11 protein-coding genes are annotated in these 14,106 nt (G+C 44.8%); 7 read left to right on the top strand and 4 right to left on the bottom strand.

The features are described 5' to 3' along the window. The first annotated feature begins 8 nt into the window (after positions 1–8). The 4 genes from gcvH (at position 9) to AB8P72_RS04325 (ending at position 5,262) form a co-directional block, all read left to right on the top strand. A complete protein-coding gene (gene gcvH, locus AB8P72_RS04340) occupies positions 9–389 on the top strand; it encodes a glycine cleavage system protein GcvH (RefSeq protein ID WP_369958084.1) in 381 nt (126 codons plus the stop codon). A 259-nt stretch (positions 390–648) separates the two neighbouring features. Beyond that, a complete protein-coding gene (locus tag AB8P72_RS04335; protein WP_369958083.1) occupies positions 649–1,407 on the top strand; it encodes a nitroreductase family protein in 759 nt (252 codons plus the stop codon). Positions 1,408–1,492: 85 nt separating this feature from the next. Next, positions 1,493–4,390 (top strand): aminomethyl-transferring glycine dehydrogenase, encoded by a 2,898-nt coding sequence (gene gcvP, locus AB8P72_RS04330; RefSeq protein WP_369958082.1) that lies wholly within the window; start codon positions 1,493–1,495, stop codon positions 4,388–4,390. A gap of 179 nt (positions 4,391–4,569) precedes the next feature. Beyond that, on the top strand, positions 4,570–5,262 hold the full coding sequence (locus AB8P72_RS04325; RefSeq protein ID WP_369958081.1) for a lipase family alpha/beta hydrolase: 693 nt from the start codon (positions 4,570–4,572) through the stop codon (positions 5,260–5,262). A gap of 51 nt (positions 5,263–5,313) precedes the next feature. Here the strand turns inward: AB8P72_RS04325 and AB8P72_RS04320 are convergent, their stop codons facing one another. The 4 genes from AB8P72_RS04320 to AB8P72_RS04305 all read right to left on the bottom strand — a co-directional run bounded on the left by AB8P72_RS04320 (position 5,314) and on the right by AB8P72_RS04305 (position 9,154). Continuing rightward, positions 5,314–6,642, bottom strand: coding sequence for a ribonuclease D (locus AB8P72_RS04320; RefSeq protein WP_369958080.1), 1,329 nt, complete (start codon positions 6,640–6,642; stop codon positions 5,314–5,316). Between the two features lie 165 nt (positions 6,643–6,807). Next, positions 6,808–7,401 (bottom strand): recombination mediator RecR, encoded by a 594-nt coding sequence (gene recR, locus AB8P72_RS04315; RefSeq protein WP_144297116.1) that lies wholly within the window; start codon positions 7,399–7,401, stop codon positions 6,808–6,810. A 121-nt stretch (positions 7,402–7,522) separates the two neighbouring features. After that, on the bottom strand, positions 7,523–7,852 hold the full coding sequence (locus tag AB8P72_RS04310) for a YbaB/EbfC family nucleoid-associated protein (protein ID WP_068404078.1): 330 nt from the start codon (positions 7,850–7,852) through the stop codon (positions 7,523–7,525). A 90-nt stretch (positions 7,853–7,942) separates the two neighbouring features. Further along, positions 7,943–9,154 (bottom strand): O-succinylhomoserine sulfhydrylase, encoded by a 1,212-nt coding sequence (locus tag AB8P72_RS04305; protein WP_369958269.1) that lies wholly within the window; start codon positions 9,152–9,154, stop codon positions 7,943–7,945. 624 nt (positions 9,155–9,778) lie between these two features. Here AB8P72_RS04305 and AB8P72_RS04300 point away from each other — a divergent pair. The 3 genes from AB8P72_RS04300 (at position 9,779) to dusA (ending at position 14,081) form a co-directional block, all read left to right on the top strand. Continuing rightward, the gene (locus AB8P72_RS04300) at positions 9,779–11,449 is read left to right on the top strand and encodes a phospholipase D family protein (RefSeq protein WP_369958079.1); all 1,671 of its coding nucleotides are present in this window, start codon (positions 9,779–9,781) and stop codon (positions 11,447–11,449) included. Between the two features lie 91 nt (positions 11,450–11,540). After that, positions 11,541–12,842: an MFS transporter gene (locus AB8P72_RS04295; RefSeq protein WP_198327927.1), complete on the top strand. Its 1,302-nt coding sequence runs from the start codon at positions 11,541–11,543 to the stop codon at positions 12,840–12,842. 267 nt (positions 12,843–13,109) lie between these two features. After that, positions 13,110–14,081, top strand: coding sequence for a tRNA dihydrouridine(20/20a) synthase DusA (gene dusA, locus AB8P72_RS04290; RefSeq protein ID WP_369958078.1), 972 nt, complete (start codon positions 13,110–13,112; stop codon positions 14,079–14,081). Positions 14,082–14,106 lie beyond the last annotated feature (25 nt).

Here is a 14,106-nt window from a genome sequence, read left to right as displayed (position 1 = left end):
GAGAGACCATGAGTAACATCCCAGCAGAACTAAAATACATCGCTAGCCACGAGTGGCTGCGCCTAGAAGACGACGGTACGATTACGGTTGGTATCACTGACCATGCTCAAGACTTACTCGGTGACGTGGTGTTTGTTGAATTGCCAGACGTGGGTGACATTATCGCGGTTGACGACGAAATCTCTGTGGTTGAGTCTGTAAAGGCGGCCTCTGACGTTTACGCGCCTCTCTCAGGCGAAGTGGTTGCCATCAATGAAGCATTAGAAGATGATCCAGAAATCATCAACTCTGACCCATACGGCGAAGGTTGGTTCTTTAGAATAAAGCCTGACAATATCGCTGACTACGAAGCTTTGCTAAGTGCTGATGAGTACGAAAACGAGCTGTAATAGTAAGCTAATTAGCGCTAATTAATTAAGCTATCGCTATTTTTAATATTAAAAAAATGACTTGTTATGACAGATATTGGCGTCAGCTGGTATCTGTGCGCTTTTTCTTAACATACTTAGCCTTAGTGCTTAATTTAGCATTTGCAATCGCCCGCTCATTTTTGGGCCGTACTCATTGAGCAAAGAATATTAACCACGCACCTCAAGTATCTCGACACACAAACCTGACCACGCACTCAATCCCAGCATGGATTTTCATATGACCCCAGATACCGATAAGCAAACCATTATTGCGACGCCTGATCATACTCCGCAGCTACAAGCCTTTCGCGATGTGGTTGAATCACGCCGATCTGTGCGTCGCTTTACCGACACCAAGATACCTGATGACGTGTTGGCTGACTGTCTGCGTTTGGCCATGCTCGCGCCGAACTCGAGCAATCTACAGCCGTGGGAATTTTATGTGATTGATGATGCGGATAAACGCAAACGCGCGATAAAAAACTGCATGAATCAAAATGCGGCGAAAACCTCAGTGCGCCTCATTGCCGTCGTTGCGCGTACCGATGTTTGGCACGAACATGCTAAGCAAATATTGCGTGAATATCCGGACACGCCCGTGCCCAAAAAGGTCAAAGATTACTACAACAAAGTTGTGACCATGGATTTCTTACGCGGACCAGTCAACGTTATATCAGCGGCCAAATGGGGTGCAACGCAAGTGGTCAGACGGGTAAAAGGTCCGATTAAATCGCCTTATTATACCTTTGAAGACACCAAAAACTGGGCCACAAACAATACTGCTCTTGCAGCCGAAAACCTCATGCTTGCTTTACGCGCGCACGGTTTTGATAGCTGTCCGATGGGCGGCTTTGATGAGCCTGCGATGAAACACTTATTAAATTTAAGCGACGATCACCATATCATTATGATGATCGGTGCTGGCGAGCGCGCTGATAATGGCGTCTACAACACACAGTTCCGCTTTAACCAAGAGCAGTTTGTCCATTACGTCTAAAACTGTAAGTCGTTATTATTTATTCATTATTCTTTATTCGTTATTTTAGCCATCTCCTTTATCATCCCTTTTATCAAGGACTGTTATGACTATCTCGCAAAACCCAACGTTTGATACCTTTCAAGGTTTATTCAACGAAGCTGAATTTGTCTATCGTCATTTAGGCTCAAATGATGCCAAACAAGCCGACCTATTAAATGCCGTTGGTTATCAAGATATGGCAAGCTTTATCAATGATACCGTGCCTGAACCTGTGCGCTTGCATAAAGAGCTAGATTTACCTGTGGCCATGAGTGAACACGCCGCGCTTGCTAAACTACGTACCATGGCAGACGATATCACGGTTAATAAGAGCTATATTGGTCAAGGTTACTCGCCTGTGCGTATGCCAGCAGTGATTCAGCGCAACGTCCTTGAAAATCCAGGTTGGTACACTGCTTACACGCCTTATCAAGCAGAAATCGCCCAAGGTCGCCTAGAAGCACTGCTTAACTTCCAGCAAGTTTGTATTGATTTAACAGGTTTGGAGATGGCTGGCGCGTCATTACTTGACGAAGCAACGGCTGCGGCAGAAGCGATGGCCATGTCGAAGCGTGTGAGCAAAAGCAAATCAAACCAGTTTTTTGTGGATGAGCGTATCTATCCGCAAACCTTAGATGTCATCAATACTCGTGCCAAATATTTTGGTTGGGAAGTGGTGGTTGGTGATTTCGAACTGGCTAAATCAGGTGATTATTTCGGTGCTATCTTCCAATACGTCGGTGTTGAAGGCGATGTAAAAGACTTAACCGATGTTATTGCGGCGGTAAAGAAAAACAAAACTTATGTGAGCGTTGTCAGTGACATCATGAGCTTGGTGCTATTAAAGTCACCAGCCGATATGGGCGCAGACGTAGCACTCGGTAGCACTCAGCGTTTTGGTATTCCGATGGGTTTTGGTGGTCCACACGCCGCCTACTTTGCCTTCTCGGATAAAGCCAAGCGTTCAGCACCTGGTCGTATCATTGGTGTCTCTAAAGACTCGCAAGGCAATACCGCGCTACGTATGGCACTGCAAACTCGCGAGCAGCATATCCGCCGCGAAAAAGCCAACTCAAACATCTGTACCTCACAAGTATTACTTGCCAATCTAGCTGGTATGTATGCCGTTTATCATGGTCCAAATGGCGTTAAGCGTATCGCCACTCGTATCCATGCGTTTGCGACTGCCTTTGCTGATGTTATTAAAGGCGCTAACGATAGCAATTTAAATGTGGTACATGATCAATTCTTTGACAGTGTCGTCGTTGATTGTGGTTCAGAAAAAATGGCAACGCAGATTTTTGAAAACGCCGACAATATTGGCTACAACTTATGGCGTCTTGGCGACACCAAATTAAGTGTTGCCTTTAGTGAGACTAGCGATGCGCAAGATTTTAATGTCTTAACGCAACTATTTGTCAGTAAAGCTCATGACTTGCCAACAGAAGCTCGCGTGTCACTCGATGGCGCTCACTTGCGTAGCGATGACATCTTGACCCATCCAGTCTTTAACTCGCATCATACCGAACATGAAATGCTGCGCTACTTAAAATCGCTTGAAGACAAAGATTTGGCGATGAACCGTAGCATGATTTCACTCGGTAGCTGTACCATGAAATTGAATGCGACCAGTGAGATGCTACCGATTACGTGGCCTGAATTTGCCAATGTGCATCCATTTGCGCCACGCGGTCAAGTGACTGGCTACATTGCAATGATTGATAGCTTGCAAGAGCAACTCAAAGCCATCACAGGTTTTGATGAAGTGTCTATGCAGCCTAACTCTGGCGCTTCAGGCGAATACGCTGGTCTCTTAGCAATCCGTCGTTACCATGAGTCATTGGGCGAAACGGACCGTGATGTTTGCCTAATTCCAATGTCAGCGCACGGTACCAACCCTGCTACCGCCATGATGATGGGCATGCAAGTCGTCGTGGTGAAAACCGATGAAAACGGTAACGTAGACATCGATGACTTGACCGCCAAATGTGAAGAGCACAGCGCGCGTTTAGGTGCCTTGATGATTACTTATCCATCGACACATGGCGTATTTGAAGAAGGCATTCGTCATATTTGTGATTTGATTCATAAGCATGGCGGTCAAGTATACATGGACGGCGCCAATATGAATGCGCAGGTCGGCATGATGCAGCCTGCTGATGTCGGTGCAGACGTACTACATATGAACTTGCACAAAACTTTCTGCATTCCACATGGCGGCGGCGGTCCTGGCATGGGCCCTATTGGCATGAAAGCACACTTAGCACCATACATGGCCAACCATACGTTGAGCCCTGTACATAATGCGCAAAATGATTGCTCAGCTGTATCAGCAGCACCTTATGGTTCAGCGAGTATCTTACCTATCTCATGGATGTACATCGCTATGATGGGACGCGATGGTCTGCTAAAAGCTACTGAGCTTGCATTATTAAATGCCAACTATGTTGCCAGCCAGCTGAAAGACCACTACCCTGTTCTTTATACGGGTAAAAATGGCCGCGTCGCTCACGAATGTATCATCGATATTCGTCCATTGAAGGAAGAAACTGGCATCACTGAAAGCGATATTGCTAAGCGCTTGATGGATTATGGTTTCCACTCACCAACCATGAGTTTCCCAGTAGCGGGTACTTTGATGATTGAGCCAACTGAGTCTGAGTCTAAAGAAGAGTTAGATCGTTTTATCAGTGCGCTACAATCTATCAAAAATGAGGCAATGAAAGCCAAAGCTGGCGAAGATGGTTGGACATTAGAAGACAATCCACTGGTCAATGCACCGCATACCGCGGCGATGATTACTAGCAGCCAATGGTCACATCCGTACAGCCGTGATACCGCTGCATTCCCACTGCCTTACATCCGCACCCATAAGTTCTGGCCGAGTGTGGCACGTGTTGATGATGCTTACGGCGACAAGAACCTCATGTGTTCTTGCCCAAGTATCGAAAACTATATGTAGTTTTCAAACAAAGATAAATAGTTGATATAAAAACAAACCTCCAAGTCAGTAGCTGATTTGGAGGTTTTTATTTTGTCTATTCTGGGCTAATAATTTAAAAGATCATGAGATTAACGTTTAAATTAGGGGCTAGAGCCTAATATAATAAAATATCAGTAAAATAACTTTTGGACAATAACATGCAACAAAAAAACCGCGTTATTCTGATTCATGGTCTGCATCAAACCGCTTGGATTATGCGGCCATTAGCCAAACGCTTGCAAGCCGCAGGATTTGATACTTATCAATTTGGCTATCGCAGTATGCGTGATGGCATCAAAACCAATAGCGCCCGCCTAAATGACTGGCTAGAAAACCATCATCATCCAGACCAACCGATAGATTTGGTCGGTCATAGTTTGGGCGGTTTGATTATTCGTGATTTTGTCACTGCATATCCGCAATGGCAAATTGGACGCTGCGTAACGCTTGGGACACCGCATTTAGGTAGTGTTTGTGCAGATTATATTTGGCGCTTGACCCCAGCTGTAGTGGGGCGCTCGTACGTCGATGCGCTAGATGGCACGGTCGCGCCCTTACTGGAGCATATTACCTTAGGCGTGATTGCCGGTAATCGTCCTTATGGCTTAGGGCAGTTATTTTTGCAGTATCATAATCGCAAACTTTGTAAGACAAATAATATGCCATCAGCAGAACATCTACTACACGATGGCACAGTATATATAGAAGAAACTAAAATAGAGGCAGCCACTGATCATATTGTCTTGCCCGTCTCGCATACTGGCATGCTGGTCGATAAAACAGTGGCCGCACAAACCAAATATTTTTTACAACATGGACAGTTTGACCATAGCGAACTTAAGCATTTATGAATGCTAAGTACTTATAAATGCTAAGTACTTATAAAAGCTAATTTTTATCACTTAGCGAACATTGACACCCATACCCTGTTGCAATTCGGTTTTATGCTCTTCAATCACCGGAAACAAGGTTTGCATCACCCACTCATTGCGCCAGCCTTGTAAACCTTCTGGTAGTTCGCTTAAATCTTTATCAAAAGCAATCACTTCATAGAGCTGCGCGAGCCATTTTTTACGCATCAATACATTAGCAGGTACGCCGATTTTTTCTGCTTGCGCATCGATTGCTTGTTGCACAGCTTTTGATAAGACTTTGTTTTTTGAGCGATACGGTGGTAATAGACAGTCCGGATGCTCAGCAGGATGCAGGTTTTTGGCTTCTTTAATCACCTTGAGCAGCTCTTCACCATAGAGACGCAGCATACTACGGTGCATGGTTGTTTTGTGCGCAAGCTCTCGCATACTGCTTGGTTTTTCTGTAATAATCTCGCGTACTGCTTGTTTTTTTATCACAAAGGTACGCGGCTGATTGGTCGCGCGTGCTAGCTCCTCGCGCCATGTTGCCACTGCTTGCAATATCGCCATCTGCTCAGAGGTATAACGATAATCTGCCATCGTTAGATACATCTCATCATCGGCTACATGCTGCGCGTCATATAAATCACTGGCATAAAGCTGACAATCTGCCCATACATATTCAAACAGCCCTTGCTTTTTCAGCTCATATTCAAGGCTTAGATAAAGCGCTGGCAAAAAACGCACGTCATCTATCGCGTATTGCTCTTGCTCATCTGATAGCGGACGCTGTAGCCAGTCCGACTGACTTTGTTCTTTATCGATATGCATATCTAACTGCTCATCAAGCGCTTGCTGATAGCCCATTTGCAACTGACCGGTCAAATACGACAGCGCAATTTGCGTATCAAAAATATTGGTCAACGGCGGGCAACCAGACAACAGATAAAAAATACCCAAATCTTCACCGCAGGCATGCCAAATCGCCACGTCCACTTTTATCAGCGCTTGCCATAGCTCGGCCAATTGCAATTGCGGCGCATCTATTAAATACACATGATTGCCAGTATTTAGCTGCACCAATGCCAAGCGCGGATAATAGGTATCGCGCTTAATAAATTCAGTATCTAACGCTACCCGCCCGCAAGTCGCCAAAGCATCGATAACTTCAGCCAAATCCTCTTGCTGACGTATCCAAGTAACAGCTGCGTCATCGGCAGCATCTAACAAGGCATCGATATCAGGCTCGGGTGGCAAATCTGTGGGCGCTACCTCGTCATTGACTGATGGTTTTGATAACTCATCATCAGTAGCCGTATTATCTAAGCGGTTTGATTGGTTAGAAGTAGTTGAAGCTGTTGAAACATGGTTTGACACGGGCAGATACCTGCTGAAATAGAAGAAAATAAAACGCTAAACCGCGCCTTAATAAAAGTGAATATCAAAACCATTATAACAATATCACAAAATAAAATGGACAAGACTTGAGTTTTATAGAGACTTTATAAAATGACCATATTTATAAGACACTCATAAAGAATACTACAAGAAAGAGCGATTTTGCATGGCTTGCCCAAGGGTCATACTATCAAGGTACTCAAGCTCGCCGCCCATCGGTACGCCTTGCGCCAAGCGGGTGACTTTATTGACATGACGACCAACCGCCTCACTGATAAAGTGTGCCGTCGTTTGACCCTCAACAGTCGTACCCGTCGCCAATATCAGCTCTTCAACCGGCTCTTGCTTAACCCGCCAGACCAACTGGTCGATATTTAAATCGTCAGCACTAATGCCGTCTATCGGTGATAAGTGACCACCTAAGACGAAATAACGCCCACGATAGCCTGCGGTTTGCTCGATAGCCATCACATCGGCGGCAGTTTCAACCACGCATAGCAAGCCATCATCACGCCGTGGATCTTGGCATAATGGACAAACTGCCTCGTCGCTAAAACTATGGCAGCGCTGGCATTCGACGATATCGCGCATCGCCTCATCAAGCGCTTGCGCGAGCGCCATGCCTTGGGGGCGTTTTTTGGTAAGCAAATGCAATGCCATACGTTGAGCGCTTTTTTGACCCACACCCGGCAAAATACGTAGCTGTTTGACCAGCTGATCAAATTTGGCTGTCAGCAAAGTAACTTCCTTTATTTAGCTTAATTTATAAATCGTAGCTATAAAAATGGGGTCGTATCATGTCGATAACAACCCCATTTTTGTGGTCAATCAGCAGTTTTTAGCGCTTATAGTCCGCTATTTAGAACAGACCTTGCATACCTGGTGGTAAGCCCATACCTGAGGTCGCACCAGCCATGGTTTCTTCATAGAGCTCATCCGCTTGACGCACCGCATCATTGATGGCAGCCGCGATTAAGTCTTCAATCATATCTGGCTCATCTTCCAATAAGCTTGGATCAATGGTCAAACGCTTAACGACGTGGCGACCGGTCATAGTAACTTTAACCAGACCACTGCCCGCTTCGGCTTGAACTTCTTTATTGGCCAATTCTTTTTTAGCGTTTTCAACGTTTGCTTCGACTTTCTTTTGCATCGTTTGTGCTTGTTGCATCAATGCTTGAATATTCATAGTTGCCTCTTTTATTTTGTCTTAATGCGTATAATTATAAAGCGTTATTCATCACTAAATCTGATGTTAATGGCGATTATACCTTTATCTTTACAAACTGTCTAAACCACGCGCCAAATCTTTGATGATATCTTCCACATCTTCTAAGCCTACCGACAGACGGATGAGACTATCATTAACGCCTGCTTCTGCGCGCGCCTCAGGCGTCAAGCGAAAGTGGGTAGTGGTCGCGGGATGGGTAATGGTGGTTTTAGCATCGCCCAAATTATTGGTGATAGAGACCATTTGTGTTGAATCAATCACATGCCACGCTGCGGCTTTTGCGTCCCCAATATTTGAATCAAGGCTTTTTGAATCAGAGCTAGCTGACGACTTAACTTCGAAGCCCATGATAGCGCCATAACCATCTTTCATATGATGTTGACGCGTTGCCAATTCATGAGCGGGATGGTCGCTTAATCCTGAAAAGTGCACGGTGCTGACGTTAGGATGATTGACCAAAAATTCTGCTATTTGATTGGCATTTCGACAATGCGCTTGCATACGTAATTTCAGCGTTTCAAGCCCTTTAGTAAAGACCCATGCGTTAAATGGGCTCATACTGATACCACCTGAACGAACCACAGTAAACGCCTCTTGCATCAGCTTATCGCTACCGACTAAAGCGCCGCCTAATACCCGACCTTGACCGTCTAAATATTTGGTTGCAGAATGAATGACCACATCCGCGCCCAAATCTAATGGGCGCTGCAAGGCTGGTGTGGCAAAGCAGTTATCAACGACCAATAAGATATCGTTGGCTTTACACAGCTGGCTTAAATAACCAATATCACAAATTTGCGCAAGTGGATTACTAGGGCTTTCACAATAAATCACTTTGGTATTTGGCTGCACAGCTTGCGCCCAAGCATCATTATCGAAGCAATCGACATAGCTGACTTCAACGCCAAACTTTGCCATATAATTATTAAATAAACCAATCGATGAGCCAAATAATTGATTGGCGGCAAGTAAGTGATCGCCTGCTTTAAGATACGCCAAACACATGGTCAAAATCGCGCCCATACCTGAGGCTGTCGCCACCGCGCGCGCGCCGTTTTCGAGCGCTGCCAAACGCCGCTCAAAGGTGCGCACGCTCGGATTGGTATGGCGCGAGTAAACGTTACCCGTTTTGCTACCATTGAAATGCGCGGCAGCGTCCGCCGCTGATTCATAGACATAAGAGCTGGTGGTAAAAATAGCCTCTGAATGCTCGCCTTCATCAGTGCGATGCTGCCCTGCTCGTACGGCGATGGTTTGCATGCCATAATTAAGATCTAAATTGAGCGCGTCATCGCGCCAGTTTGCATCTAATTTGCCTGCTTGTGATTTGTTTGCATCCAATTTATTTACATTGCTATCATCGTGCGCTTGCGACTGACTCATAAATTTTCCATTGTACTGGTTATTATTAAACATACGGCTTATTTTGATTATAAACAGCATTTGTTCGCGTTATCATAGCATGGCAAGTTATTCCAAACAGCTGGTTTCAAAGCCATGCTAAATATTATTTTTGCATAGCGGCTAGTCGTTATTTATCCATTAAACCCTTGTGATTAAACTGCTTACATCAAACACCTGAGCCAAAATAGCTTGCTGCATTTCTAATGACACAATGCAAGCGCAAACGGTGACTGTGCGATATGTACATCACAGCCAAATAAGTCGCCGCAACCGAAAAAAATAACGTATTTACAATAGGCATAGATGGCGTCAGCTGTTAAGCTTAGCGGCGCTGCGAATATTGCTTTGAGCAATAGGATTTTTGAACAATATAATTATACGCGCCATACTCAGTGCTACCATCGGTAAAAATAGCCCATAAATCAAGCCCATTTTTAACTCGTGCTTTATTCAATTCAGGTCCACTAAGGTCACTCATTTATGTCGATGTTCAGTATAGAACCAAGTAACTTATCGTTGAGCTTAACTCTCGGCCTTACCTTAGGTCTTAGTGGATGTCAGAGTTTGCCAAAGCAGCCGCATTTGCCTGAAAGCCAAGCTTTATCCGCGCGTATTGACGCTTTATATCAACAAGAGGGTCGCGAGCAAAATAACAAGCAAAAAGACGGCCAACAAAACAGCCCAAATACCAATGCAAAAACGGATAGCACTGACTTAGTCGCCGCTATCAGTGAACAAAACGAGATTCACCCTGATTTATCGGGCTATCATCCGATTGTGACAGGTGCCAACGCCTTTGCTTCACGCAGTATTTTGACCAGCATGGCTACGCGTAATATCGATGCCCAATATTATATCTGGCACGATGACCAAGCCGGACAGCTGATGCTAAAGGACTTATGGGACGCGGCCGAGCGCGGCGTCATCGTTCGTTTGTTGTTGGATGACTTTAATAATAGCGCCAAATTTGATCAGCATTTATTACGTTTTGCCAGCCACCCAAATATCGCCGTACGTATTATCAACCCATTGATGTACCGCAAATTTCAAACCTTAAACTTCGTGACAGGTCTACCGCGCATTAATCGGCGCATGCACAATAAAAGCATGACCTTTGATAAGCAAATCACTATTATTGGTGGGCGTAATATTGGTGACGAATACCTAAGCAATGACAAAAACAGCCAATTTGCCGATTTAGACGTTTTGCTCATCGGTAAAGTAGTCGCTGACATTGACAATAGCTTTGCCAGTTACTGGTCAGCGCCAATTTCATTTGATATCCAAACCCTTGCCACCCTTGATAAAGGTGAAACCACGGATTTTTTGGAAGGTTTGGACAAACTCAGAGCTGATGAAAAAAACAACAGTAAGAGCAGCTTAGACGTCTATAAAACCGCTATCGAAGATTCCTCTATTGATAGTGACTTAATCAATAAGCGCGTGCCCTTTCGCTGGACTGACATGCAGTTTTTAAGCGATGACGTCGGCAAATTGACCAAAACTGTCCCAGCCGATACCAATCTGGTGCATCAGCTGCGTACCTTATTGGGCAGTCCAACCAAACGCCTGACGATTATCTCATCCTATTTTGTCCCCACCAAAGACGGGGTCAATACACTGGTCGAGCTGGCAGAAGCTGGTATTGATATTAAGATCTTAACCAATTCCTTTGACGCCACTGATGTGACCGCGGTGCATTCTGGCTACAGTCAATGGCGCCCAAGCTTATTGCGAGCTGGGGTAAAAATCTACGAGCTAAAATCAACCGCTTCTGAAGAAAAACGCGAAAACAAGCTTTGGAAAGCGCGCAGTCAATCGTCTACCAGCCTGCATGCCAAGACTTTTGCCGTTGACGACTACCAAGTATTTATTGGCTCATATAATGTCGATCCGCGCTCCGCCAACATCAATACTGAGATGGGCGTCATTATCAATGACGAGGAGCTGGCAAAACAATTGCATAGTGCGCTCAGCGATGAATTATTGGGTCAAGCCTATGAAGTTAAGTTGTTAGAAAATGGCAGCTTGCAATGGCATACCGTAGAAGCTGGTGAAAAGGTTGTTTACGATTCAGAGCCGCGCGTCGATATTAGTGATCATGTTTGGTTGGCCATCATGTCATGGCTACCGATTGATTGGTTGTTATAGATAGCCAATACTTTTATCGCACGACTGTTATTTCATACGCTTTATTTACCCATTTTAATAAACCCCTCTTTATGTGGATGCGTGATCTATTATGCCTTCTCGTTCTCAATATGCTCTGATGTCTTCTAAAGATAGAAATGCCGTGCTGTTTATTTGCTTTAGTAGCGCCGTCGCGTTTTTTGATTTTTTGATTTACTTATATCTTGCTGATATCATCGCTGCCGCCTTTTTTCCTGCTAATACCAGTGCGGCGATGGCGAAAATACAAGGGCTTGGGCTATTTGCGATTGGGTATTTGGCACGTCCGTTTGGCGGGGTTATCTTTGGGCGCTTTGGTGATATCAGTGGACGAAAACCGATATTATTAATGAGTATTTTGGTGACCGCTGCAAGCTTGCTGGCGATGGCCTGCTTGCCAACGTATGCGCAATGGGGTATGGCTGCGCCTGCTTTATTCATTATTTTACGCCTGATACAAGGAATGGCGTTTGGGCTTTTTGCACCGCTGGCTTGGGTTTTTGTGTCAGAGCATGTGCCGCGCCAATATTTGTCAGTCGCCTGTAGTTATGTAACGGCAAGCTTTTTTGTCGGTGTACTATTTTCCAACGCCTTTTTTCTTTGGCTAACCAACTCCATGACCACCGAGCAACTGGCCGCTTATGGCTGGCGGGTACCATTTTTTATGGCGGCCATCTTAAGCGTGGTGCCTTTTTTGGCGTGGCGCTGGATAGATGAATCGCCGTTTTTTATCGCCATGAAAGCTGCAAAGCCGCGTGATTATATTGCCAAACCCTTTATCCTGCTCTTTAAGCATTGTAAGCATTCTATCTTTATCGGCTTGCTACTTACCTTTATCATAGCCAGTATCACCACCGTTATCATTCTACTCCTACCCGATTTAATTGAGCTGCGTTTTACTTTGGATAATGATTTATTTGGCTTTTCACACAGTTTAGGCATCGTATTTATGATTCTCGGCTGTGTGTTTTACGGAATCATATCCAACCATCAAAACTTTGGTAAAGTATTGGCCATTGGTTCTATCTTGTTGATTGCGCAGATGTTTGCATTCTTTTATCATCTACAAGCAAGTGGCGATTACATTCTTATCATGTATGCGCTGTTAGGGTTTTGTGCGGGTATTGTGGGCATGGTTCCGGCCATTTTGGTACAATTATTTCCCACCAACGTGCGCCTCACTGGCATGGCGCTTTGTTATAATGTCGCTTATGGGATTGTTGGAGTGTTGGTACCTTTTGGGCTTGGTTACGCCACTTTATATATCAGCTTTTCGCCTGCGCTATACATTGCCTTTGTAGGCTTTATCGGTATTATCATGGGCATTTATTTTTATAATTTGCCTGAATTCAAAAAAATCGATGAAGTGATTTAGAGAATAATTACTGAGCTTTTCCCTATTTTTGCTTTGTTATTGATTTTCCTATTATTTAACTTATATAGATAGAATAATCAAAAGGCGTCATGAAAATAACACTCATGGCGCTTTATCTATTCTCCTTTTAAACACATTTAAAAATGCACGTAAAAGTAAGGTCGGTTCGCAATAAAATTGGCAAATTGATGAATATCGACGTGAGACTGGTATAACGATTTTAAAACGACCTACTATATGCATGCATAATAACGAGGCTTTACCCTAATGGTTGATATGACCAACAAACGACTCTCTGTTGCGCCCATGATCGACTGGACAACGACAGATTATCGCTACTTTGCACGGCTGTTTAATCCGCACGTTTATCTTTATACCGAGATGATTAGTACTGGTGCGCTGCTCTATGGCAATCGCGCGCGGCATCTGCGCTTTGATACGCTTGAGCATCCACTGGTGCTACAGCTTGGCGGTGCCGATAGTAGCGAGATGGCCCAATGTGCCCAATTTGCGCAGCAGCATGGCTACGATGAGGTCAATATCAACGTCGGTTGCCCCTCTGATCGCGTCCAGCACAATAAAATTGGCGCCTGCCTCATGGCAGAGCCGCAGACGGTTGCTGATTTGGTCAAGCACATGCAGGCAGCGGTCAATATTCCGGTGACCGTTAAACATCGTATTGGTATCGACGATTTTGATAGTTATGAGTTTATGGTAGATTTTGTCGAAAAAGTCGCAGCGGCAGGTTGTACACGCTTTATTGTTCATGCCCGTACGGCGTGGCTACAGGGCTTGAGCCCGAAGCAAAATCGCGAAATACCGCCACTGCGTTATGAGGATGTTTACCGTCTCAAACAAGACTTTCCAACGCTTGATATAGAAATTAACGGCGGTATCGAAACGGTTGCTGATATTAAAGCCCATTTACAGCATATCGACGGCGTGATGATTGGACGGGCGTTTTATCACAATCCGTACCTACTGGCAGAAGCCAACAGTTTATGGGGCGCGCCGATTCCTAAGCGCTCGGATATTTTAGCGCAATTGTACCCTTATCTAGAAAAACAAAGCGCTAAAGGTGAAGCTCTACCAACGATGACGCGGCATTATCTGGGATTATTTCAAGGCTTAACAGGTGCGCGCAAGTGGCGACAGGCATTGAGCGGTAAACCGCAGCTAACGATAGACGATATTAAACGAGCCGCTGAAGAAGTCTTAGCCTTAAATCCAAATGCTTAGTCATCAATCACTATAAACATAAAAT

The sequence above is a fragment of the Psychrobacter sp. CLB018 genome (assembly GCF_041222815.1).
Taxonomy (GTDB): Bacteria; Pseudomonadota; Gammaproteobacteria; order Pseudomonadales; family Moraxellaceae; genus Psychrobacter; species Psychrobacter faecalis.
The sequence above is the reverse complement of the archived record's forward strand: the minus strand, read 5'-3'. Positions and strand labels throughout refer to the sequence as shown.

Excerpts from the sequence above, each read along its gene's own strand:
- AB8P72_RS04335 (WP_369958083.1), top strand. The coding sequence starts at position 649 with ATGACCCCAGATACCGATAAGCAAACCATTATTGCGACGCCTGATCAT.
- AB8P72_RS04325 (WP_369958081.1), top strand. The coding sequence starts at position 4,570 with ATGCAACAAAAAAACCGCGTTATTCTGATTCATGGTCTGCATCAAACC.
- gcvP (WP_369958082.1), top strand. The coding sequence starts at position 1,493 with ATGACTATCTCGCAAAACCCAACGTTTGATACCTTTCAAGGTTTATTC.
- gcvH (WP_369958084.1), top strand. The coding sequence starts at position 9 with ATGAGTAACATCCCAGCAGAACTAAAATACATCGCTAGCCACGAGTGG.
- AB8P72_RS04305 (WP_369958269.1), bottom strand. The coding sequence starts at position 9,154 with ATGCAAACCATCGCCGTACGAGCAGGGCAGCATCGCACTGATGAAGGC.
- AB8P72_RS04310 (WP_068404078.1), bottom strand. The coding sequence starts at position 7,852 with ATGAATATTCAAGCATTGATGCAACAAGCACAAACGATGCAAAAGAAA.
- AB8P72_RS04300 (WP_369958079.1), top strand. The coding sequence starts at position 9,779 with ATGTCGATGTTCAGTATAGAACCAAGTAACTTATCGTTGAGCTTAACT.
- AB8P72_RS04295 (WP_198327927.1), top strand. The coding sequence starts at position 11,541 with ATGCCTTCTCGTTCTCAATATGCTCTGATGTCTTCTAAAGATAGAAAT.
- dusA (WP_369958078.1), top strand. The coding sequence starts at position 13,110 with ATGGTTGATATGACCAACAAACGACTCTCTGTTGCGCCCATGATCGAC.